General features: G+C 72.9%; 17 protein-coding genes. 11 read left to right on the top strand and 6 right to left on the bottom strand.

The window, feature by feature from the left end:
* Positions 1-73: 73 nt before the first annotated feature.
* Positions 74-3,406 carry a S8 family serine peptidase gene (locus ACGFH8_RS26670; RefSeq protein WP_393372105.1) on the top strand — a complete coding sequence of 1,111 codons (3,333 nt, stop codon included), beginning with the start codon at positions 74-76 and terminating at the stop codon, positions 3,404-3,406.
* 50 nt (positions 3,407-3,456) lie between these two features.
* On the opposite strand, the gene dapD is transcribed toward ACGFH8_RS26670, so the two are convergent.
* Positions 3,457-4,416 (bottom strand): 2,3,4,5-tetrahydropyridine-2,6-dicarboxylate N-succinyltransferase, encoded by a 960-nt coding sequence (gene dapD / locus ACGFH8_RS26665; RefSeq protein WP_393372102.1) that lies wholly within the window; start codon positions 4,414-4,416, stop codon positions 3,457-3,459.
* A gap of 78 nt (positions 4,417-4,494) precedes the next feature.
* On the opposite strand from dapD, the gene dapE reads away from it, so the two are divergent.
* The gene (dapE, locus tag ACGFH8_RS26660) at positions 4,495-5,568 is read left to right on the top strand and encodes a succinyl-diaminopimelate desuccinylase (protein WP_393372099.1); all 1,074 of its coding nucleotides are present in this window, start codon (positions 4,495-4,497) and stop codon (positions 5,566-5,568) included.
* A 21-nt stretch (positions 5,569-5,589) separates the two neighbouring features.
* Here the strand turns inward: dapE and ACGFH8_RS26655 are convergent, their stop codons facing one another.
* Positions 5,590-5,766, bottom strand: a complete 177-nt coding sequence (locus ACGFH8_RS26655) for a hypothetical protein (RefSeq protein ID WP_393372096.1) — start codon at positions 5,764-5,766, stop codon at positions 5,590-5,592.
* 153 nt (positions 5,767-5,919) lie between these two features.
* On the opposite strand from ACGFH8_RS26655, the gene ACGFH8_RS26650 reads away from it, so the two are divergent.
* The 7 genes from ACGFH8_RS26650 (at position 5,920) to ACGFH8_RS26620 (ending at position 17,475) form a co-directional block, all read left to right on the top strand.
* On the top strand, positions 5,920-6,786 hold the full coding sequence (locus tag ACGFH8_RS26650) for a TIGR00730 family Rossman fold protein (RefSeq protein ID WP_393372094.1): 867 nt from the start codon (positions 5,920-5,922) through the stop codon (positions 6,784-6,786).
* Positions 6,786-7,331: a TIGR00730 family Rossman fold protein gene (locus ACGFH8_RS26645; protein WP_393372092.1), complete on the top strand. Its 546-nt coding sequence runs from the start codon at positions 6,786-6,788 to the stop codon at positions 7,329-7,331. Before ACGFH8_RS26650 ends, ACGFH8_RS26645 begins: the two co-directional genes overlap by 1 nt.
* A 422-nt stretch (positions 7,332-7,753) precedes the next feature.
* Positions 7,754-11,515, top strand: a complete 3,762-nt coding sequence (locus ACGFH8_RS26640; protein WP_393372089.1) for an ATP-dependent helicase — start codon at positions 7,754-7,756, stop codon at positions 11,513-11,515.
* A gap of 9 nt (positions 11,516-11,524) precedes the next feature.
* Positions 11,525-14,896: an ATP-dependent helicase gene (locus tag ACGFH8_RS26635; RefSeq protein ID WP_393372088.1), complete on the top strand. Its 3,372-nt coding sequence runs from the start codon at positions 11,525-11,527 to the stop codon at positions 14,894-14,896.
* Positions 14,897-15,122: 226 nt separating this feature from the next.
* Positions 15,123-15,326: a cold-shock protein gene (locus ACGFH8_RS26630; RefSeq protein ID WP_007464836.1), complete on the top strand. Its 204-nt coding sequence runs from the start codon at positions 15,123-15,125 to the stop codon at positions 15,324-15,326.
* Between the two features lie 223 nt (positions 15,327-15,549).
* The gene (locus ACGFH8_RS26625; RefSeq protein WP_393372085.1) at positions 15,550-16,863 is read left to right on the top strand and encodes a DEAD/DEAH box helicase; all 1,314 of its coding nucleotides are present in this window, start codon (positions 15,550-15,552) and stop codon (positions 16,861-16,863) included.
* 411 nt (positions 16,864-17,274) lie between these two features.
* Positions 17,275-17,475 (top strand): hypothetical protein, encoded by a 201-nt coding sequence (locus tag ACGFH8_RS26620; protein WP_393372082.1) that lies wholly within the window; start codon positions 17,275-17,277, stop codon positions 17,473-17,475.
* A gap of 81 nt (positions 17,476-17,556) precedes the next feature.
* Here the strand turns inward: ACGFH8_RS26620 and ACGFH8_RS26615 are convergent, their stop codons facing one another.
* Genes ACGFH8_RS26615 through ACGFH8_RS26600 form a run of 4 tightly spaced genes read right to left on the bottom strand, consistent with a single transcriptional unit; the run spans position 17,557 to position 20,706 of the window.
* Positions 17,557-17,985, bottom strand: coding sequence for an RrF2 family transcriptional regulator (locus tag ACGFH8_RS26615; RefSeq protein WP_393372080.1), 429 nt, complete (start codon positions 17,983-17,985; stop codon positions 17,557-17,559).
* Between the two features lie 3 nt (positions 17,986-17,988).
* Entirely contained in the window at positions 17,989-18,873 is an 885-nt protein-coding gene (locus ACGFH8_RS26610; RefSeq protein WP_393372078.1) for an ABC transporter permease, read from the bottom strand.
* On the bottom strand, positions 18,863-19,642 hold the full coding sequence (locus ACGFH8_RS26605; RefSeq protein WP_393372077.1) for an ABC transporter ATP-binding protein: 780 nt from the start codon (positions 19,640-19,642) through the stop codon (positions 18,863-18,865). Before ACGFH8_RS26605 ends, ACGFH8_RS26610 begins: the two co-directional genes overlap by 11 nt.
* The gene (locus ACGFH8_RS26600) at positions 19,639-20,706 is read right to left on the bottom strand and encodes an ABC transporter substrate-binding protein (protein WP_393372074.1); all 1,068 of its coding nucleotides are present in this window, start codon (positions 20,704-20,706) and stop codon (positions 19,639-19,641) included. The genes ACGFH8_RS26605 and ACGFH8_RS26600 overlap by 4 nt, the downstream gene beginning before the upstream one ends.
* A 171-nt stretch (positions 20,707-20,877) precedes the next feature.
* Between ACGFH8_RS26600 and ACGFH8_RS26595 the strand changes: the two genes are divergently transcribed.
* Both ACGFH8_RS26595 and ACGFH8_RS26590 read left to right on the top strand, forming a co-directional pair.
* Positions 20,878-21,993 (top strand): LLM class flavin-dependent oxidoreductase, encoded by a 1,116-nt coding sequence (locus ACGFH8_RS26595; RefSeq protein ID WP_393372071.1) that lies wholly within the window; start codon positions 20,878-20,880, stop codon positions 21,991-21,993.
* A 10-nt stretch (positions 21,994-22,003) separates the two neighbouring features.
* Entirely contained in the window at positions 22,004-23,314 is a 1,311-nt protein-coding gene (locus ACGFH8_RS26590; RefSeq protein WP_393372070.1) for a M16 family metallopeptidase, read from the top strand.
* Positions 23,315-23,327: the final 13 nt, after the last annotated feature.

The raw sequence follows: 23,327 nt of genomic DNA, 5'->3' as shown, positions 1-23,327 counted from the left end.
TGACGACGGTCTATGCACGTCTCACAGGTACAGACGCTCCACCGAGGAGGATCCGTTGCATCGACGCAGCAGAATGACCACCGCCGTCACCGCCATCGCCGCCCTCGTCCTGGGCACCCCGGCGATCGCCGGGGCCAGCCCACAGCCCACCGTCCCCGACGCCGCCCCGCGTACGGCGAGCGGCGCCGCCACCGCGAAGACCGTCACCCTGCTCACCGGCGACCGGGTCACCGTCACCGCGTCCGGGGCCGCCGCCGTCCGTCCCGGCCCCGACCGTGCTCATCTGCGCTTCCTCACCAGCCGTGAGCGCGGTCAGCTCACCGTGCTGCCGGAGGACGCCCTGCCGCTGATCCGCGCCGGCCGGGTCGACAGGCGACTGTTCGACGTGACCGGCCTGATCGCCGCCGGTTACGACGACGCCCGCCGCGACAACCTGCCGCTGCTGGTGTCGTACGGCTCGACCGGCCTCGCCCGGCGTGCCCCGGCCGCTCTGCCCGGCACGCGCGTGACCCGCGACCTGCCGGCGATTCACGGCGCCGCCCTGAGCAGCGACAAGTCCTCCCTCGGCGCGGTCTGGGCGACTGTCGCCACCGGCCCGGCTGGGGCCCGCCTCGACGCGGCAGGGGGCGTCGAGCGGATCTGGCTGGACGGTCTTCGCCGGCCGACCCTCGACCACAGCGTGCCGCAGATCGGTGCGCCCACAGCCTGGGCGGCCGGGTTCACCGGCGCGGGAGTGTCAGTCGCGGTGCTGGACACCGGCGTCGACGCGACCCACCCGGACCTCGCCGGCAGGGTGGCCGAGGCGCGCAACTTCACCGAGGCCGCCGACGGCCGGGACACGGTTGGCCACGGCACCCACGTGGCCTCGACCATCGCGGGCACCGGCGCGGCCTCCGGCGGCAAGTACCGGGGTGTGGCGCCGGACGCGACGCTGCTGGACGGCAAGGTCTGCGAGGACTCGGGCTGCCCCGACTCGGCGATCCTCGCCGGGATGCAGTGGGCCGCAGTGGAGAAGAAGGCCGCCGTGATCAACCTGAGCCTCGGCGGCTGGGACACCCCGGAGGTCGACCCGCTGGAGGAGGCGGTGCAGACCCTCACCGCCCAGACCGGCACCCTCTTCGTCATCGCCGCCGGCAACGACGGCGCAGAAGGCTCGGTCGGCTCCCCGGCCTCCGCCGACGCCGCGCTCGCCGTGGGCGCGGTGGACCGCGACGACGAGTTGGCCGAATTCTCCAGCCGGGGCCCGCGGGTCGGCGACGAGGCGCTGAAGCCGGACATCACCGGGCCCGGCGTCGACATCGTCGCCGCACGGTCCGCCACCGGTGTCATCGGCGATCCGGTGGGGGACCGCTACGTCACCCTCTCCGGCACCTCGATGGCCACCCCGCACGTGGCCGGGTCGGCCGCGCTGCTGGCCCAGCAGCACCCCGGGTGGCGGGCCGACCGGCTCAAGGCCACCCTGATGGCCGCCGCGAAGCCGCATCCGGACCAGACCGCCTACCAGCAGGGCGCCGGGCGGGTCGACGTCGCGCACGCGATCACCCAGCAGATCACCAGCGACCCGGTGAGCGTCTCGTTCGGGCGTACGCTCTGGCCGCACAGTGACGACACCCCGATCACCCGCACGGTGACCTGGCGAAACGACGGTCCGGCCCCGGTCACCGTGGACCTGAGCGTCGAGGGCGCCGGCCCCGGCGGTCGCGCGCTGCCGGCCGGCCTGTTCGCCCTGGGTGCCAACCAACTCACAGTGCCGGCGGGCGGCACCGCCGCCACGACCGTCACCGCGGACACCCGGCTCGGCGACGCCGACGGCTACTGGACCGGGCGGATCGTGGCCCGCTCCGGTGCGGCGGTCGCGGTCACCCCGCTGGCCGTGCACCGGGAGGTCGAGAGCTACACGCTCACCGTGGAGCACCTGAACCGCGCCGGCGCCCGCACCCCGGACCACTGGACCCTCCTGCTCGGGATGGACACCTTCGGCGCCTGGGAGCTCGTCAGCTCGGACGGGGTGGCCACCGTGCGGCTGCCCAAGGGGCACTACGGCCTGAGCGGCCTCGTCTACGAGCCCGGCCCGGAGGATGAGCCGCGCGGGATGTCCCTGTTGACGCAACCCGTACTGACCGTCGAACGGGACACCCGGATCGTCGTGGACGCCCGTCAGGCCAAGCCGGTGCGGATGACCATTCCGGACCGGACGGCGGCCCCGGAGCTGATCGACGTCAGCGGCAACTTCACGGCCGACGACGGCAGCGGGTACACCGTCGGACTCTGGGCGGACACGTTCAAGGACCTGACCAGCGGCCACATCGGCAGGTCGGTCTCCGCCGACCGGTTCGTGGCCACCGTCAGCAGCCAGTGGATCAAGCCGGACACGACCAACAGCCCCTACCTGTACGCGCTGGCCGAAGCGTTCCCGGGCCGCATGCCCACCGGGCTCGTCCGCGACTACGCCCGGCGGGACCTGGCCACCGTCGTGCACCGGTTCCGCGGCGGTGACCCGGGCACCGAGGCCGAGCGGGTGGTGTACCCCATGCTGGAGTACAACGTCGGCGGCGCCGCCCTGGTCCTGCCCACCACGGTGCCCGGCCAGCGGGTCGAGCACTACAACACCAAGAACGTGAAGTGGGAGACCGAGATCTACTTCGGAACGCGGGACGAGGACGGCTGGTTGAACCCGAATGCCGCGCTCTTCTCCACCCCCACCGCGTACCGGGCCGGGCGGACGGTGACGGAGACCTGGAACCAGGCTCCGTACGGACCGTCGTTCCCGGACCCGACGTGGCCGCAGCAGAGCGTCACCCGGCAGGGTGACAACCTCCTGGTCGACGTGCCACTGTTCAGCGACGCGGCCGGGCACCCGGGCGGCTCGTTGAGCGACAGTGAGGCAACCACGCTCTGGCGCAACGGCAAGCCTGTCGGCGAGAGCGAGTACGCCGGCTACGGAGAGTTCACCGTGCCGCCGGGTAGGGCGGACTACCGCCTCGTCGCGTCCTCGAAGCGAAGCTTCACCGACCTGAGCACCGAGGTGGAATCCAGCTGGACCTTCCGGTCGCGGCACGTCGCCGGTGACACACCGGCCCGGCTGCCCCTGTCGGTGGTGCGCTTCGCGCCGCCGTTGCGGGTCGACAACAGCGCTCCGGCCGGTCGGGACTTCGTCGTCCCGGTGCGGGTGCAGCGGCAGCCCGGCGCGCCGGCCGCCCGGGTGGAGAAGATCGCTGTCGACGTCTCCTACGACGGCGGGAAGACCTGGGGCAAGGCGAAGCTGGCCCGTACCTCTGCCAACGGCTGGTCGGCAACGTTGCGGCATCCGGCCGGCGCCGGCCACGTGTCGCTGCGGGCCACCGCCCGGGACACCGCGGGTAACACGGTGACCCAAAAGATCATCCAGGCGTACCGGTTGCGCTGAGGCGTACCCCGTCGGGTCCGCGGCGCAGTGCCGCGGACCCGGCAGGTCCGTCAGTCGTTGGCGTGCAGGGCCGCGTTCAGCTCGATGCCCCGGCCGGTACGTGGCCGGGCCTCCAGCGCGCCGGTCACCGAGTTGCGCCAGAACAGCAGGCCGTCGACGCCGGACAGCTCCCGGGCCTTGACCACCCGGCCGTCCGGCAGGGTGACCTTCGACGCGGCGGTGATGTAGCAGCCGGCCTCGACCACGCAGTCGTCGCCGAGCGAGATCCCGACGCCGGCGTTAGCGCCGACCAGGCTCCGCTCCCCGATGCTGATCTTGTCGGTGCCGCCGCCGGAGAGGGTGCCCATGATGGAGGCCCCACCGCCGATGTCGGAGCCGTCGCCGACCAGCACGCCCTGCACGATCCGCCCCTCGACCATCGAGGTGCCGACGGTGCCGGCGTTGAAGTTCACGAAGCCCTCGTGCATCACCGTGGTGCCGGCGGCCAGGTGCGCGCCGAGGCGGACCCGGTCGGCGTCGGCGATCCGCACCCCCGCGGGGACCACGTAGTCGGTCATCCGGGGGAACTTGTCCACCCCGTACACCGCCAGGTGGCGGCCGGCCGCGCGCTCGATCACCCGCAGCTCGTCCACCCGCTCCGGTGGGCACGGCCCGGCGGACGTCCAGGCCACGTTCGCCAGCTTGCCGAAGATGCCGTCGAGGTTGACCTGGTTGGGGCGGACCAGGCGGTGCGAGAGCAGGTGCAACCGGAGGTACGCGTCGGGGGCGTCCTTGATCGGGTCGTCGAGCGAGCCGATCACGGTGACCACCTGGACGGTACGCAGACCGGGCAGTGGCCGGTCGCCGAGCGCCGCCGGCGGCAGGTCGAGCACGTCCGACTTGTCCTCACCGACGACCAGCGGCAGCTCACCCAGGCCCAGCTTGCCGGTCGGGTACCAGGTGTCGAGCACCTGCTCGTCTGCCGTGATCGTGGCCAGGCCAATGCCCCAGGCGGAATCTGCGGACGTCACTGTTGCACCTCTCGGTCGTGGCCGGGCCGGCCTCAGCTCACTCCTCGCACGGTCAGACCTGAAGGTACCGTGCGAACCATGGAGAACCCGCTGACCCCCGAGGTCCTCGCCGATCCGGTACAGCTGACCCGCGCGCTGGTCGACATAGAGTCCGTATCCCTCAACGAGAAGGCGATCGCCGACTGTGTCGAAGAGGTGCTGCGGGGCGTACCGCACCTGACCACCCACCGGCACGGCAACACGGTGATGGCGCGTACCGACCTCGGTCGGGCGCAGCGCGTCGTGTTGGCCGGGCACCTCGACACGGTGCCGCTGAACAACAACTTCCCGTCGACGATGCGTGGCGACCTGATGTACGGCTGCGGCACCTCGGACATGAAGTCCGGCACCGCGTACGCGCTGCACCTGGCGGTGACCCTGCCCGACCCGCGCTACGACGTGACGTACTTCTTCTACGAGGCGGAGGAGATCGAGTCGCGGTACAACGGGCTCAACCTGGTCGCCCAGGCGTACCCGGAGTGGTTGGAGGCGGACTTCGCGGTGCTGCTGGAGCCGACGTACGGCATCGTCGAGGCGGGCTGCCAGGGCACCATGCGGGCGCTCGTGACGACGACCGGTGAGCGGGCGCACGCGGCGCGCTCCTGGCACGGGGTGAACGCCATCCACGCGGCGACCGAGGTGCTGCGGCGTCTGCAGACGTACGAGGCACGCCGGGTCACCATCGAGGGGTGCGACTACCGCGAGGGCATGAACGCGGTACGGATCATCGGCGGTGTCGCCGGCAACGTGATCCCCGACCGCTGCGAGATCGAGGTCAACTACCGGTACGCGCCGGATCGCGACCCGGCGGGTGCGGAGGCGCACCTGCGGGAGGTGTTCGCCGGCTTCGACGTGGTGGTGACCGACGCGATGGCTGGTGCGACTCCCGGGCTGGAGGCGGCCCCGGCGAAGGAGTTCCTCGCCGCGGTGGGCGCGGCGCCGATCGGCAAGCTGGGCTGGACGGACGTGGCCCGGTTCGCGGCCATGGGGATCCCGGCGCTGAACTTCGGCCCCGGCGACCCCAACCTGGCCCACCACCGGGACGAGCACGTGGAGATCAGCAAGATCCGCGACGGGGCGGCGACCCTGCACCGCTGGCTGGCCCCGGCCTGACCAGTGATCAAGAGGTTTGCGTCAGCCGGGCCCGTTGTCGGCGACGCAGACCTCTTGATCAGCTCCTGTGGGCGCGGAGACGGCGGGGGAGACGAGGGGCGGGTCCTGCAGTCGGGTGCGGCGGCGTTCGGCCACCACGTCTCGGATCCGTCGCTGCATCTGGCGACGGATCCGGATCATCTCGCTGTTACTGATCACGCTGTCTCCTCCCCCGAAGGCGCGCGCCGGGCATACCCGGTATGTGAATAGTAAGACGTACGGGGAAGCGAATTAGTTGCCCATGATCCCGAACTATTTCTCGGCGTCCCCGCCCCGCACACCTGCGAGGTGCCGCTCCACTACGGTTGCCCCATGAGCCAGAGCAACAACGGGCGGGAGGCCGGTCGCGGTCCGGGGCAGGAGCGACACCGCGGCGCGGTCACGCTGCGTAGGGGGTCGATCCCGAGCAGTACCGCTGATCAACGGTTGTTGGATTCGCGTGGGCGGGGCGACTGGAAGACCAAGGACGCCTGGCGCGCGCTGCGCATCCTCTCCGAGTTCGTCGAAGGTTTCGACACCCTCGCCGATCTGCCGCCCGCGGTCAGCGTGTTCGGCTCTGCCCGCAGCGGCCCGGACAGCGCCGAGTGCCGGCTGGCCGAGCAGGTGGGCGGCGCGCTGGCCCGAGCCGGCTACGCGGTGATCACCGGGGGCGGGCCGGGAGTGATGGAGGCCGCCAACCGCGGCGCCAGCGAGGCCGGTGGCCTCTCCGTCGGGCTCGGCATCGAGCTGCCGTTCGAGCAGGGCCTCAACGAGTGGGTCGACCTGGCGATCGACTTCCGCTACTTCTTCGCCCGCAAGACCATGTTCGTCAAGTACGCCCAGGCGTTCGTCGTGCTGCCCGGTGGGTTCGGCACCATGGACGAGCTGTTCGAGGCGCTCACCCTGGTGCAGACCGGCAAGGTCACCCGGTTCCCGGTGGTGCTGATGGGGGTCGACTACTGGCAGGGCCTGCTCACCTGGATGCGCGACACGATGGCCGCCGGTGGCAAGATCGGGCCGGTCGACCTGGACCTGATCTGTCTCACCGACGACGTCGGCGCCGCGGTGCGGTACATCGTCGAGGCGGAGGCCGCGCTCTCCGTCGAGCAGGAGGCGGTCCGCGACGAGGCGGTCGCGCGTACCGGCGCGGACCAGCAGGCCGCCGCCGCGCAGGCCGCCGAGCAGCCGCGGGACAGGTGATGGCAGCGATCTGCGTCTTCTGCGCCTCCTCCCGCACGCTTGACAAGCGCTGGCTGGACCTGGCCACCGAGACCGGCGTGGAGCTGGCTCGGCGCGGCCACACGCTGGTCAGCGGCGGTGGCTGCGTCGGCATGATGGGCGCGCTGGCGGACGGCGCCCGCTCCGCCGGCGGGCGGACCCTGGGGGTGATCCCGCAGTCGCTGGTCGATCTGGAGGTCGCCGACCTGGCCTCGGACGAGCTGCTGGTGACCGACTCGATGGCCGGCCGCAAGACCCTGATGATCGACAAGTCGGACGCGTTCCTCACCCTGCCCGGCGGGCTGGGCACCCTGGACGAGCTGTTCGAGGTCTGGACGACCGCGACGCTCGCCCTGCACGCCAAGCCGATGGTGCTGATCGACACCGACGGCTTCTACCGCCCCCTGCTGGACTGGCTGGACAGCCTGACCGACCAGAACTTCCTCAAGACCGGAGGCCGCGACCTCCTGACCGTGGCCACCACAGTCCCCGAAGCCCTGAACGCCCTAGAGTCCCGCCTAACCTGACCCACCCCCGCCCCCCGCCCCCCGCCCCCGCCCCCGCCCCCGCACCGCACCCCCGCCCGCCCCCCGCGCGGTGATCATGGAGTTAGCGGTGCCGCTGTCGGCGTGTCGTGCCGATAACTCCATGATCGACGGAGGTGGATGGGGTGGGGTTGCGGTGGAGTGGGGTTGAGGGTGGGGATTGGGTGGGTGTCGTATGGGTCTGATGGGATGAGCTGATGCAGGCGTACCGGTTGGTGCGGCGGTCCGGAGGGCCGCCGCGGGGGGACGGGGCGACGCCTGACAGCGCTTCCGTGCCCGCCAGCGGCGGGACGTCCGGGGGCGGTGTCGGCGCGTCGGCTGGGTCCGATCGTGTGGCCGGGCCCGATCGTGTGGCTGGGTCCGATCGTGTGACTGGCTCCGATCGTGTGGCTGGGTCCGATCGCGTGGGCGGGTCCGAGCTGACCGTTGGCGGCGGGGGTTGGCGGGCCGATTCGCTGCAGGCCGAGGTGGTCGGGCACACCGCCGGGCCGATGCTCGTGCTCGGTGGCCCCGGCACCGGCAAGACCAGCACGCTTGTCGAGGCGGTCGCCGCCCGGGTCAGCGAGGGGGTCGACCCCGAACGGATCCTGGTGCTGACCTTCGGCCGTCGAGGGGCCACCGCCCTGCGTCAACGCATCGAGGCCCGGGTCGCGCAGGACGGCCACCGGGTGCTGCGTGAGCCGCTGGTGCGCACCTTCCCGGCGTACGCGTTCGGGTTGCTGCGCCGCGCCGCCGCCGAGCGGGGCGAGCCGTCGCCCCGGCTGCTGACCGGCCCGGAACAGGATCTGATCATCCGCGAGCTGCTCGACGTGGTGGGCGAGGAGCCCGAGGACGACCCGGTCGGCTGGCCGACCGACCTGCGCCCGGCCCTGCGGACCAGGGCCTTCGCCGGTCAGCTGCGCGACCTGCTCATGCGCGCCGCCGAGCGCGGCGTGGGCCCGATCGACCTGGCCCGGCTGGGTGACAAGCTCGGCCGCGCCGACTGGCCGGCCGCCGCCCGCTTCCTGCGGGAGTACGTCGCCGTGCTCGCGCTGCGTGACGTCAGCAACCGGGGCTCCATCGCGTACGACCCGGCGGAGCTGGTCCGGGCGGCCACCGGGCTGCTGCGTGACGACGAGGAGTTGCTGGCCGCCGAGCGCCGTCGGCTCGCCCACGTCTACCTCGACGAGTTGGCCGACACCGACCCCGCCCAACTGGAGCTGCTCTCGGTCATCGCGGGCGGTGGCAAGTCGCTTGTCGCGTTCGCCGATCCGGATTCCTCCACGTACGCCTTCCGCGGTGCCGACCCGGCCGGGGTGACCACGTTCACGCACCGCTTCCGGACCGCGTCCGGAGCGCCCGCCGCGCAGGTGCTGCTGACCACGTCGTACCGGGCCGGGCCCGGTCTGCTCGCCGCCCTGGCCCGGCTGGGCCGCCGGCTGCGTGGCCCGGCCGCGCACCGCCGGCTGCACCCACTGCCGGACGCGCCACCCGGGGCGGTCGAGGTGCACACCTTCCGGTCGGCGACAAGTGAGGCCGCCTGGCTGGCCCACGCGCTGCGCTCGGCCCACCTGCTCGACGGCGTGCCCTGGTCGCGGATGGCGGTGGTGGTGCGGTCCACCGCGCTGCAACTGCCCACGCTGCGACGGGCGCTGCACGCCGCCGGCGTCCCCACCGTGGTGCACGGCGAGGACCTGCCCCTGCACCTGCAACCGGCGGTCGCCCCGCTGCTGCTCCTGCTGCGCTGCGCGTTGGAGCCGGAGCGCCTGGACGAGGAGGCGGCGGTCGCGCTGCTGCACTCGCCGCTGGGCGGGGCCGACCCGCTGGCCGAGCGGCGGCTGCGGCAGGGCCTGCGAGCCCTCGCGCTGTCGGCTGGTGACCGCCGCCCGTCCGGGGAGCTGATCGTCGAGGCGTTGCAGGATCCGGAGGAGTTGGCCGGCATCGAGCGGCGATGGGCGGAGCCGGCGCAGGCGGTGGCCGGGCTGCTGGCCATCGCACGCGAAGCCGCGGCCCGGCCGGGTGCGACGGCCGAGGACGTGCTCTGGGCCGTGTGGAGTGCCAGCGGTCTCGCCGAGCGCTGGGCGGGCGCGATCAACCAGGGACGGCCCTCGGCCGGCGAGGGAGACCTGGCCCGGCGGCGGCGGGCCGAGGCGGCCGATCGCGACCTCGACGCCGTGCTTGTGCTGTTCGACGCGGCGGCCCGGTTCACCGACCGGCTGCCCGGTGCCCGCACCGAGGTCTTCCTCGACCACGTGCTCGCCCAGGACCTGCCGGCCGACACCATCGCGCCGACCGCCGATCGGGGGGCGGCGGTACGCCTGCTCACCGCGCACGCCGCGAAGGGCCTGGAATGGGACCTGGTCGCGGTGGCCGGCGTGCAGGAGGGCATCTGGCCGGACCTGCGGTTGCGTGGCAGCCTCCTCGGGTCCGAGCGGCTGGTCGACGTGCTGGCCGGCCGGTCTGTCGACGGCGCCGCCGCGGCGCACGTGGTGGGCCAGACCTCGGCGTTGCTGGACGAGGAGCGCCGGCTCTTCCACGTCGCCATCAGCCGGGCCCGGCACCGGCTGCTGGTCAGCGCCGTGGCCTCGGCCGCCGTCGGCGGCGACGACCACCAGGAGCAGCCGAGCCGGTTCCTGCACGAGCTGGGCACCACCCCGCCGGGCACCCCGCCACCCACCCCGCCGGGCACCCCGCCACCCACCCTGCCGGGCCCCGGGCCGGTCGACCCACCGATGCCACCGGGTCCGCGCACCGGGCCCGGGGCCGGGGACCTCGCCCCCAGCCCACCGGAAACCACGTCCGCCGCCGACGCAGCGCCGACCGGCGCGACCACCCGCGTGACCAACGGCGCAACCGGCGGTGCGACAAACGGCGTGTCCGGCGACACGACCGGCGGTGGGACGAATGGCGCGGCCGGCGATACGACCGGCGGTGGGACAAACGGCGTGTCCGGCGACACGACCGGCGGTGGGACGAATGGCGTGGCCGGCGACACGACCGGCGGTGGGACGAATGGCGCGGCCGGCGACACGATCACCGGCACGACGGGCGGCGCAAAGAGCAGCGTGACCACCGATGCGACTACCGGCGCGAAGAACGGCGTGGCCGGCGGCGCGGACAGCAGCGCGGCCGGCGATGACGGTGAGCCGGACCGTCCCGGTGCACTGCCGGTCACCCGTCCGCCGCGGGCGCTCACCCTGCCGGCGTTGGTGGCCGAGCTGCGTACCGCCATCACCGACCCGGCTGCGCCGGCGGGCCGGCGGCGCGCGGCGGCGGCCGAGCTGGCCCGGCTCGCCGCCGCGGGGGTGCCCGGTGCGCACCCCGACGACTGGTGGGGGTTGCGTGCGCTCTCCGACGACCGGCCGCTCGTCGACGACGGGGAGCCGGTGCGGGTCACCCCGTCGGCCATGGAGAGCGCCCTGCGGTGCAGCCTGCGGTGGCTGCTGGAACGGCACGGCGGCAGCGGCCCGACCAGCACCGCGCAGGGGGTGGGCAACCTGGTGCACGCCGCCGCGATGCTCGCCGAGGACGCCAGCGCCGACCGGGGTGCTCTGCTCGACTACGTGGCCGCCCGGTTCGACGCCATCGAGTTGGCGGCCCGGTGGATGGCCGGGCCGGAGCGGGAACGCGCCGAGGCGATGGTCGACAAGCTGCTGCGCTGGCTGGCCACCAATCCACGTCGGTTGCTCGCCATCGAGCACGAGTTCGCGGTCCGGCTGGACGACCCGCATCGGCCCGTCGAGCTGACCGGCCGGGTCGACCGGCTGGAGGTCGACGAGTCCGGGCGGCTTGTGGTGATCGACCTGAAGACCGGCAAATCCACTGCCGTCACCGGCACCGACCTGGCCGAGCACCCGCAGCTCGGCGCGTACCAGGCGGCCGTGGAGGCGGGGGCGTTCGCCGAGTTCGGTGACGAGTCCGGCGGCGCGGCGCTCGTGCAACTCGGCACCTCGGCGAAGGATGCCCGGGAACAGAACCAGCCGGCGGCCGGTGAGGGACCGGCGGCCGGTTGGGCGACCGCGCTGGTCCGGCGGACCGCCGATACGATGGCAGCCGCCACGTTCGCCGCGGTGGCCAACTCGAAGTGCCGGGTCTGCCCGGTCCGCACCAGCTGCCCGGTCTCCGGGCAGGGGCGTCAGGTCGTCGAGCCGCCGACCGTCCGACGCAACCGTGAGGGCGAGGAGTGAGAAGGCACCGTGAGCCAACCCACCCTGTTCGGCGCGGGCCCCACGCCGGCGCCCCGGCTGGCGGACTCCGGCCCCCGGTACACGCCTGTGGAGCTGGCCAAGCTGCTGCGGTTGCCGGCGCCCACCCGGGAGCAGGCCGCGATCATCGCCGCCCCGGTGGAGCCGCTGCTGGTGGTCGCGGGAGCCGGGTCGGGCAAGACCGAGACGATGGCCGCGCGGGTGGTCTGGCTGGTGGCCAACTCGTACGTGCGCCCGGAGCAGATCCTCGGGCTGACGTTCACCCGTAAGGCGGCCGGCGAGCTTGCCCACCGGGTCCGCACCCGGCTCGACCAACTGATCCGCAGGCTGGGCCGGCAGGGCCGCGACCCGCTGGACGACCCGCTCGCCGGTGAACCCACCGTTTCCACGTACCACTCCTACGCGGGGCGGATCGTCACCGAACACGGGCTGCGCTCCGGTTACGAGCCGTCGACCCGGCTGCTCACCGAGGCGTCCCGCTGGCAGTTGGTCGACCTGCTGGTGCGCAACTACGACGGCGACATGTCCGAGGTGGACCGGATGCCGAGCACCATCACCGACGCGGTGCTGGCGCTCGCCGGGGAGTTGGACGAGCACCTGGTCGCGCCGGACCAACTGGCGGCCTGGACCGGTCGGTTCTTCGCCGAGGTGCAGTCCCGGCCGGGCCGGGTGTACGCCGACGTACGCAAGGCGCTCACCCTGCAACAGACCAGGCTGCGCCTGCTGCCGCTGGTGCGGGCGTACGCCCGGCGCAAGGAGGACTTCGAGGCGATGGACTTCGCCGACCAGCTCGCCCGGGCGGCCCGGGTCGCCCGGGACCACCCGGGGGTCGGCGAGATCGAGCGGGGCCGCTTCCGGGCGGTGCTGCTCGACGAATACCAGGACACCAGCCACGCCCAGGTGGTGCTGCTCAACGCGCTGTTCGGTGGCGGGCATCCGGTGACCGCGGTGGGCGACCCCTGCCAGTCCATCTACGGGTGGCGGGGCGCCAGCGCCGGCACACTGGACCGGTTCCCCACCGAGTTCGCCCGCGCCGACGGTCGCCCAGCCCCGGCGCTCGGGCTCACCACCAGTTGGCGTAACCGGCCGGAGATCCTCCGGGTGGCGAACGCGTTGTCGGCTCCGCTGCGGGCGGCCGGCGCCCGGGTGCCGGAGCTGCGCTCCGCGCTGACCGTCCTGGACCCGATCCCGCATCGCAGCCCCGGGGGGACTGCCGGCGGCACGGTGCACTGCGCGTTGCTGCCCACGTACGCCGACGAGGCGGACTGGATCGCCGACAGTGTGCTGGCCGCCTGGCGGGGGGCTGCCCGGATGCCGGGCGCGGCCCCCGAACACATCCCGGTGGCGCAGCGCCCGACCACCGCCGTGCTGGTCCGGGTCCGCAGTCAGATCCCGGCGATCGAGTCGGCCCTGCGTGAGCGCGGCCTCCCGGTCGAGGTGGTGGGGCTCGGCGGCCTGCTGGACACCCCCGAGGTACGCGACGTGGTCTGCACGCTGCGGGTGCTGGCCGACCCGACCGACGGGGCCGCGCTGCTGCGGTTGCTCACCGGCGCCCGCTGGCGGATCGGCCCGCGTGACCTGGTGGCGTTGCACAGGCGCGCCCGGGCCATCGCCAACGCACGGCGGCAGGTGGCCGCCGACGAGGCCGCGGAGATCAGCCCCGATCTGCTGGACGAGGCGACCCTGGTGGAGGCGCTCGCCGATCTCGGCCCGGCGCAGGCGTACTCGGCGGAGGGCTTCGCGCGGCTGCGCGCGTACGGCATGGAGTTGGCGCTGTTGCGGTACCGGCTGGACCAGGCGCTGCCCGATCTGATCGCGGACATCGAGCGGACCATCGGCCTGGACGTGGAGGTCGCGGTGCGGGCCGGCCGGGACGGTGCCGGCGACGCCGGCCTGGCCCGGGGTCACCTGGACGCCCTGGGTGACGTGGCGGCCCGCTTCAGCGGGGAAACGCCGGGCGCGACCCTGTCCGGGTTCCTGTCCTACCTGGCCGCCGCCGAGGACGAGGAGCGCGGTCTGGCGCCGGGTGAGGTGGAGGTGGTGGAGGGCGCGGTGCAGGTGGTCACCGCACACTCCGCCAAGGGCCTGGAGTGGGACGTGGTGGCGGTGGCCGGCCTGTGCCGTGGGTCGTGGCCGGGGCCGGTGCGTAACTCCGATCACTGGCTGGGTGGGCTGGGGGTGCTGCCGTTCCCGCTACGGGGTGACGCCGACGGGTTGCCCGAGCTGGCGCTCGACGAGGCGGCCGACCAGCGGGCGGTGGCACGGGCGGTGAACGACTTCACCGACGCCTGGCGGGCACACGACGAGCGGGAGGAACGCCGCCTGACGTACGTGGCGGTCACCCGGCCGCGCCGGCTGCTGCTGTGCTCCGGCTACTGGTGGGGGGAGGGCACGAAGCGACCGCGAGGTCCGTCGGTCTTCCTGCGCGAGATGTACGACGTCTGCCTCGACGGTGGGCCGGGGCACCTGATCGACGCCTGGGCGCCGGAGCCGACCCCGGATGCCACGAACCCCACCGCCGAGGTGGTGCTCCGCGCGGAGTGGCCGGCCGACCCGCTGGGTGGGCGCCGACCGGAGTTGGCCGAGGCGGCCGGGCTGGTGCGCCGCCTGATGGCCGACGGTCCGGCTCCGGTGGCTGTCGGGCCGGTCGAGCCGGAGGTGGATCCGGAGGTGGCGCGCTGGCAGCGCGAGGCGGATCTGCTGCTGGCCGAGCGGGCCGAGCTGACCCGGCTCTCCGGTGCGATCGAGGTGGCCCTGCCCGGGCAGTTGAGCGTCACCCAGCTGGTGGCGTTGCGGCGCGACCCGGCGGCGCTGGCCCGTACGCTGCGCCGTCCGGTGCCGGCCGAGCCCAACCCGTACGCCCGTCGAGGCACCGCCTTCCACGCCTGGTTGGAGCAGCGCTTCGGTGCTGACCGCCTGCTGGACCTGGACGAGCTGCCCGGTGCGGCCGACGCGGATGCGGCGCCCGACGAGGCGCTGGTGGAGCTTCAGGAGCGGTTCCTGGCCAGCGAGTGGGCCGACCGGTCGCCGGTGGAGGTGGAGGTGCCCTTCGCGACGGTGATCGGCGGCGTCGTGGTGCGGGGGCGGATGGACGCGGTCTTCGCCCGGCCGGGTGGGCGGTTCGACGTGGTCGACTGGAAGACCGGCGCGCAGCCCGCCGGGCCGGCGGCGGAGGTGGCCGCGGTGCAGTTGGCCGTGTACCGGCTGGCCTGGGCGGATCTGGCCGGCGTGCCGGTGGAGCGGGTGGGCGCGGCGTTCCACTACGTCCGGCACGGGGTGACGGTTCGGCCCGCCGATCTGCTGGATGTGACCGGGCTCACCGCCATGATCGCCCAGTTGCCCGAAGATTCTGCCCAAGGTTGACCGCTCGCGGGAAAACCATGATACGTTGACCGGGTTGCAGTTTTGGTTACCAGAGACTCTGTGTGCGCCTGGCGGGATTGTGGCCCCAGGCGCTCTTTGTTGTGTCCGGAGTTCTCCGGGCGGGGCGACCAGAAGCGACAGGCGATTCGCGCATCCCCGCGCGGAGCGCTCCTCTTCGGGCACGCAACACGTGCGTGTCCGACGTTCCGTCAAGGAGACGAAACACATGGCTATTGGCACCGTGAAGTGGTTCAACGCTGACAAGGGCTTCGGCTTCATCACCCCGGACGGCGGCGGCGCTGACGTCTTCGCCCACTTCTCGGCGATCCAGTCCTCCGGCTACCGGAGCCTGGACGAGAACCAGCGGGTCGAGTTCGAGGTCACCCAGGGCCAGAAGGGCCCGCAGGCGGAGAACATCCGCCCGCTCTGATCTTCGGATCGGTCAGCATTACCTGTCGCGCCCTCCGGGTGTGACGGTGACGGGACCGGCCCGCCTCGCCGCCGCCTGCGCACGCAGGCGGCGGCCCGGCGGCGGGCCGGCCCGTACTCCAATCGGTTCGTGCTTGTGAGTCCTGGCTGCCTCTGTGCCGCCGGTGACAGCGCCGACTTCGGCGCCCTCCCTCGACACGTGCCGCGTCGAGGAAGGCTTCCGCATGACCACAGTTATTCCTTCTTTCGCTCATACCGGTCTGGCACCGGCGCTGCTCACCGCGCTGACCGCGCAGGGCATCACCGAGCCGTTCCCGATCCAGACGGCGACGCTGCCCGACTCGCTCGCCGGCCGGGACGTGCTGGGCCGGGGTCGTACCGGCTCCGGCAAGACGCTCGCCTTCGGGCTTCCGCTGCTGTCCCGCACCGCCGGCCGCAAGGCCCGGCCGGGTCGCCCGCTGGCCCTGGTGCTGGTGCCGACCCGTGAGCTGGCCCAGCAGGTCACCACCGCGCTGGCCCCGTACGCCCGCGCCGTCGGGCTGCGCTGCGCCACTGTCGTCGGCGGGTTGTCGTTGCAGCGGCAGGCGGACGCCCTGCGTGCCGGCGCCGAGGTGGTCGTCGCCACCCCCGGCCGGCTGCACGATCTGATCAACCGCGGCGACGCCCGGCTGGACCAGGTCGAGATCACCGTGCTGGACGAGGCCGACCAGATGGCCGACATGGGCTTCCTGCCGCAGGTCACCAAGCTGCTGGAGCAGGTCGCGCCGCAGGGGCAGCGGATGCTCTTCTCCGCCACCCTGGACGGCGGCGTGGACCGGCTGGTCCGCCGCTTCCTGAGCCACCCGGTCACCCACTCGGTCGACCCGGGCACCGCCACGGTCACCGCGATGACCCACCACGTGCTGCACGTCGACGCCGTGGACAAGCCCGACGCGCTGACCCGGATCGCCGCCCGTGAGGGCCGCACCATCCTGTTCATGGGCACCAAGCACCGCGCCGACCGGCTCGCCCGCCAGTTGCTCTCCAAGGGAGTACGCGCGGCCGCGCTGCACGGTGGCAAGTCCCAGCCGCAGCGCACCCGGATCCTGGAGCAGTTCCGCAACGGTCAGGTGACCGCTCTGGTGGCCACCGACGTGGCGGCCCGGGGCATCCACGTGGACGGCCTGGACATGGTGGTAAACGTGGACCCGCCGACCGAGGCGAAGGACTACCTGCACCGGGGCGGTCGGACCGCGCGGGCCGGTGAGTCCGGTTCCGTGGTCACCCTGGTCCTGCCCGAGCAGCGCCGGGACGTGTCGCGACTGATGGCGGTTGCCGGCATCCGGCCCGAGTCGGTGCAGGTACGTCCGGGTGACGGGTCGTTGGCCCGGGTGACAGGTGCCCGCGAGCCGTCCGGCGTGCCGGTGACAATCGTCGCCCCGCCGGCGCCCGCCGCCCGGGTCCGCACCGGTGGCGGAACGGCCACTGACGGTGCCGCCCGTCCGGCGCACCGCGCGTCGGGTCGGTCGCGCCGCCCGCGCCGCCCGCGTACCGTCTGATCTCTTCCGCGCTTCGACCGACCCGCCCCGCTTCGGCGAGGCGGGTCGGTCTGTCTGCGGCGAGTGACGCGGCGGCAGGCGCACGTGGGGCCGGGCCGGGTGCGGGCGACCCGACCGACACCTCCGGACTGCCTTTGCTCTGCACCCGCATAGGCGCCGGTCACGGACCGTAGCCGTCGCATCCGCGGGTGCAGAGCAAAGGCGGCGAGCGGGGTTTCCGCTCCTCCTGGCCCGCGCCGACACCGCTCATTCGGTTGGCCGACCACGCCGCTCGATCGGTCGGCCGACCACACCGGTCAGTCGGTAATCAGCCTTGGCTGGGTCGGCTGGCCGATTGTGCCCTGGCTGTCGGTGGTCGAAGCTGGCCAGCGGGGGAAGTCGGGCGGGGGGCCCGGCGGGGGAGGGGTGACCATGGCGGGCGAGGCCGGCTCGGGTGCCGTGCGCGAATTGATCCTGGTGGTCGCGCTCGCGCTCGCGGGTCTGTTGCTCGCCATGGTCGCGGCCTTCGTACCCTGGCACGCCACCTCGGCGGGTAACGCTCCCGGCAGCCTGGTGGAGCTGCGCAGCCCCGGCGACCCGAGCCTCGGCCCGGTGGTCGCACACGTGGGCTGAGCGGCGGCCGGTGGGCCGGCGCGGGCCAGCGGTGTGGCCGGGTTCGGCGGGGCACCGACCCGACCACATCGCCTCCCATACTCAGGTGGTGGGGGCGTGGTCGGTCGAGTTGTGGGTGAGCAGATTGGCCAGTGTGGTGCTGTCGACCACCGTGGCGATCGCTCCGTGCACCGCCAGCCAGACGTCGGTCAGCCCGGCGGCCACCCCGTGGTAGCCGGCGCGCTCGGCCGGCAGACCGCGCACCGTGGTGAGCGAACCGCCGACCGCGCGCAACACGTCGCCGACGGTGATCTCGTCGGCCGGGCGGGTCAGGGCGTACCCGCCGTCAGCGCCGCGATGACTGTGCAGCAGACCAGCCCGGCGCAGGTCGAGCAGGATGCCCTGGAGGAAGCTGAGCGGGATGTCCTGCACCTCGGCCAGGCTGGCCGCCTTGACCAACTCGCCGCCGCCACCGGCGGCGACGGCGAGCATCGCCCGGAGCGCGTAGTCGCTGCGCGCGGAGACGTACACCGTTCAGTTGCCCGCCTGGTCGAGCACGCCCCAGCGGCGCCGGATCGCCTTGTCCGCCGCGCCGAACGCGGCGTCCACGACCAGGCCGACGACCAGGATGACGATCATCGTGGCGAGCAGCCAGGGCGCGTCGGACAACTCGCGCGAGTAGGTGAGCTGGGCCCCGAGCGACGTCTGTGAGATGCCGACCACGAGCAGTTCGCCTGCCATCAGGCTGCGCCAGGAGAAGGCCCACCCCTGCTTGAGGCCGGCGACGATCGCCGGCAGGGCGGCCGGCGCGATGACGTACCGGTAGAGGTTGAGCCCCCGGGCGCCCAGGTTGCGGCCGGCACGCTTGAGCAGCGGCGGCACGTAGTCCACGCCGGAGATCACCCCGTTGGCGATCGACGGTGCGGCACCGAGCACCACCACGAAGAAGATCGCCTTCTCGCTCAGCTCGAAGAGCAGGATGGCCAGCGGGAACCAGGCGATCGACGGCATGGTCTGCAACGCCGTGATCATCGAGCCGATGGCGGCCCGAAGCACCTTGGAACGGGCCACCGCCAGGCCCAGCAGCAGGCCGACGGCGACCGAGAAGACGTACCCGAGGGCGGCCCGGCGCAGCGTGGTGACCAGGCCGTCCCAGAGCTGTGGGCCCTGGGCCTGGGTGACCAGCTCGCGACCGACCTCCAGTGGCCCCGGCAGCGAGTACGGCGGCTTCCAGCCCGACCAGACCACGAGCTGCCAGGCCAGGATGGCGATGGCAAGCGCCGCCAGCTTGGGCCAGGTGGCCGCCCAGATCCGGGTGCCCCGCGAGGCCTCCTTGTCCCGGCCGGCGATGTCCAGCGCGTCCAGGCCGGAGATCTCCGCGTCGGTACGCGCCGAACTGGTGAGGGTGTCACTGGCCATGGCGGCCCACCTCCGTACGGAGCCGCTCGGTGACCTCGGCGGCGATGGCGGCGACCTCGGGGGAGTCGATCCGACGAGGGCGCGGGATGTTCACCTCGGTGGAGTAGATGATCCGACCGGGACGGCTGGAGAGCAGGATGATCCGGTCGGCCAGTCGAGCGGCCTCGCGGACGTTGTGCGTCACGAAGAGCACCGACAGCTTGCGCTCGGACCAGATGCGTTCCAGCTCGTCGTGCAGGATGTCGCGGGTCATCGCGTCCAGTGCGCCGAACGGTTCGTCCATCAGCAGCACCGGCGTGTCCAGGGCCAGCGTGCGGGCCAGCGCGACCCGTTGCCGCATGCCCCCGGAGAGCTCGTGCGGGCGCTTGCGGCCGAAGTCGGCCAGGTGCACCGTGCGCAGCAACTCGGCCACCCGTTCGCGGCGCTCGGCCCGGGGCAGCCGGCGCAGCTTCAGCGGCACCTCCACGTTGCCGTCGACGGTCAGCCAGGGAAACAGCGCCGGCTCTTGGAACATCAGCCCCGGGTTGGCGTCGCCGGCCAGCCTGATCTGCCCGCCGCTGGGCCGGTCCAGCCCGGCGACCAGGTTGAGCAGGGTGCTCTTGCCGCAGCCGGACGCGCCGACCAGGCAGACGAACTCGCCAGGCGCGACGTCCAGCGACACACCGTCGAGGGCCAGGACGGCGTTCGGCCCGCGCCCGTACACCTTTGTCACGCCGGAGAGCGCGACCGCGGTGGTCGCGCCCTTCGGCGTCGTCGTGGTCGACGTCATGGCTGGACGACCTCGGGCTTGCCGGCCGCCTTGAGGGCCTTGTTGAGGTACGTCAGGTCGTACAGGCCGTTGAGGTCGACCGGGTCGGTCAGCTTGACCTCGACGGCGTGGTCGAGGCCCGCCTTCAGGGAGGAGGGGATCGGGTCGTTCGTGAACTCCAACGTCGGCCACGCCTGCTTGATCAGCTTCAGGTCCAGCGGCTTACCGGTGATCTTGCCGATCGCGTCCGAGATGGCCTGTTGGGCCTCCTCGGGCTTGCTGTTGACGAACTCGTTGGCGGCCACCTGGCCGTCGACAAGCTTCTGCACCACGTCCGGGTGCGCCTTGAGGAACTTCGTGCTGACCAGCAGGTTGGTGATGACGAACTTCTTGTCCGGCCACAGGTCGCGCTCGTCGACGAGCACCTTGCCGCCGGCGTTCACCAGGCGGGAGACGAACGGCTCGGGCACCCAGGCGCCGTCGATCGCGCCACTGTTGAACGTCTCGACCGTCTGGGCGTTCTCCTGTGGCACGATCTTGACGTCGCCGCCACCCTCCTTGGTGGTGGTCAGGCCCTGCTGCTTGAGCCAGTAACGGATCGCCACGTCCTGGGTGTTGCCCAGTTGCGGGGTGGAGATCTTCTTGCCCTTCAGGTCCTGCGCGCCGGTGATGCCGGGCTTGACGACCAGCGCCACGCCGCCGGAGGCCGCGCCGGAGATGACCCGGACCGCTTCGCCCTTGGACTTGGAGAAGGCGTTCACCGTCGGGTTCGGACCGATGTACGTGGCGTCCAGGGCGCCGGAGAAGACCGCCTCGATGGCGGCCGGGCCGGCGTTGAAGGTCTTCGGGTCAAGCTTGACGTCGGCGCCGAGCTTCTCGGCGAAGATGCCCTTCTCCACGCCGACGACCGCCGGCGCGTGGGTGATGTTGGGGAAGTAGCCGAGACGCAGTGTGACCGGGCCGCCGGAGCCGCCGCCCGAGCCGTCGCTGTCGTCGCCGCACGCGGCGGCGCTGCCCACGGTCGCCGCCCCGAGGGCGGCAAGGGTGGCCAGGGTGACCAACCGGCGCAAGGGGAGCCGTCTCATCGTCCATCCAATCCGCAGTATTCCTACTTAGTTGGTAGGAAGAGTGGGCCAGGCCGGGTTCAGCGTCAAGACCCATCCACATGCCGGGAAGGTGCGTCTCGCCTATGTCGGTATTTCCTACCAGCTTGCTAGGGTACGGCGCTCGGCAACTGTCAGAGAGGCGACTGTGCGATGAGCTTCCACTGGTTCCTGCCCACCTCCGGCGACGGCGACCAGGTCGGCGCCGCCACCGTCACGGCGGGCGCCGCCCGGCACGACCGGGCCGCCACCGTCGCGTACCTGGCCGAGGTCGGCCGGGCTGCCGAGACGCACGGCTTCACCGCCGTCCTCACGCCCGTGGGCGCCGGCTGCCCCGACCCGTGGATCGTCTGCGCGGCTATCGCCCAGCACACCGAGCGGCTCGGCATGCTTGTCGCGGTCCGGGCCGGCTTCGCGTTGCCCACCCTGATCGCCCAGCAGGCCGAGGCGTTCCAGGCCGTCTCCGGCGGCCGGCTGTCGCTCAACATCGTGACCGGCGGCGACCCGGCCGAGCAGCGGGCGTACGGCGACTTCCTCGGGCACGACGACCGCTACGCGCGCACCGGTGAGTTCATCGAGGTGCTCCGCCGCGCCTGGGCCGGACGGCCCTTCGACTACACCGGAACGCACTACCGGGTCGACGGCGGCGGCCTGGCCACCCCGCTCGCCGAGCCGCCACCTGTCTACTTCGGCGGCGCGTCCCCGGCCGCCGAGGCGGTGGCCGCCCGACAGGCGGACGTCTACCTGATGTGGGGTGAGCCGCAGGCGTCGATCGCGGCCCGGGTCACCCGCATCCGGGCGCTCGCCGCCGAACACGGCCGCACCCTGCGCACGGGCCTGCGGCTGCACGTCATCGCCCGGCCCACGAGCGCCGAGGCCTGGGCGGAGGCCGACCGGCTGCTGGCCGGGATGAGCCCGGAGCGGATCGTCGCCGCCCAGGCCAGATTCCGCCGGATGGACTCCGTCGGACAGGCCCGGATGGCCGCGCTCAACGCCGGCCGCACCGACGGGCTCACCGTCGGACCGAACCTGTGGGCCGGTGTCGGCCTCGTCCGCGAGGGTGCCGGCACCGCGCTTGTCGGCAGCTACGCCGAGGTCGCGGCCCGGATCGACGAGTACGCGGCGCTCGGCGTCGACGAGTTCGTCCTCTCCGGCTGGCCACACCGGGAGGAGGCCGAGCGGGTCGGCGCCGAGGTGCTGCCCCTCGTCACCGTCCCGGTTTCGGCGGCTCCGCTGAGGTCGCGGGTGGCGGGGGTGCCGACGCGCTAGGGTCGACTCCGTGCCTGCGCGGAGATCCAGAATTCCAGCGACGAAGTATCCGGTCGAGCGGTTCACCCTCGACAACGGCCTGCGGGTGGTGCTCACCCCCGATCGCAGCGCCCCGGTGATCGGGGTGGCGGTGGTCTACGACGTCGGCATCCGCTCGGAGCCGGAGGGACGCACCGGCTTCGCCCACCTCTTCGAGCACCTGATGTTCCAGGGCTCGGAAAACCTGGAGAAGCTGGCCCACTTCCGGCACGTGCAGGGGGCGGGTGGGACGTTCAACGGCTCCACCCACCTGGACTACACCGACTACTTCGAGACGCTGCCGAGCAACGCGCTGGAACGCGCGCTGTTCCTGGAGGCGGACCGGATGCGCGGCCCCCGGCTGACCGAGGAGAACCTGCGCAACCAGGTCGACGTGGTCAAGGAGGAGATCCGGGTCAACGTGCTCAACCGGCCGTACGGCGGCTTCCCCTGGCTGACCCTGCCACCGGTCATGTTCGACACCTTCCCGAACGCGCACGACGGTTACGGCTCCTTCGACGATCTGGAGTCGGCGACCGTCGCCGACGCCGCGGACTTCTTCCGCCGCTACTACGCCAGCGGCAACGCGGTCCTCGCCGTCAGCGGCGACATCGACGTGGCGGAGGCGACCGAGTTGGTCAACCGGCACTTCGGCGACGTGCCGGCCCGACCGGCGCCGGTTCGGCCCGACTTCACCGAGCCCGACCTGACCGCCGAGCGGCGCACCTCGTACACCGATGCCCTGGCGCCGCTGCCGGCGGTCGCCGGGGCCTGGCGCGTGCCCGACCCGATCACCGACTTCGCCGGCTACCTGCCCTACGTGGTGCTGGCCGAGGTGCTCACCGACGGTGACGCGTCGCGTCTCGTCGAGCGCCTGGTGCAGCGGGACCGCACGGTGACCAGCCTCGGTGGATACCTCGGCTTCATGGGCGATCCCTTCGACGTCCGCGATCCCACCGCGCTGCTGTTGCAGGCCCACCTGCCACCCGGGGGCGACGTGGACAAGGTGCTGCGCACCATCGACGAGGAACTGGACCGGCTGGCCACCGACGGGCTGACCGACGGCGAGCTGGCCCGCACCCAGGCCCGGATGGCGACCCACCTGCTGCGCGACACCGACGCGGTGCTGGGCCGGGCGCTGCGCATGGCCGTGCTGGAGCAGCAACGCGGCGAACCGGGCCTGCTCAACGAGTTGCCCCGGCTGGTCGGCGAGGTCACCGAGGAGCAGGTCCAGGCCGCCGCGGCCACCCTGCGTCCGGAGCGGCGCGCCGCGATCGAGGTCATTGCCGGAGGCGTTCGGTGAGCGCGAGGAGTGA

Source organism: Micromonospora sp. NPDC049175 (genome assembly GCF_043197345.1).
Classification (GTDB): Bacteria; Actinomycetota; Actinomycetes; order Mycobacteriales; family Micromonosporaceae; genus Micromonospora.
The sequence above is the reverse complement of the archived record's forward strand: the minus strand, read 5'-3'. Positions and strand labels throughout refer to the sequence as shown.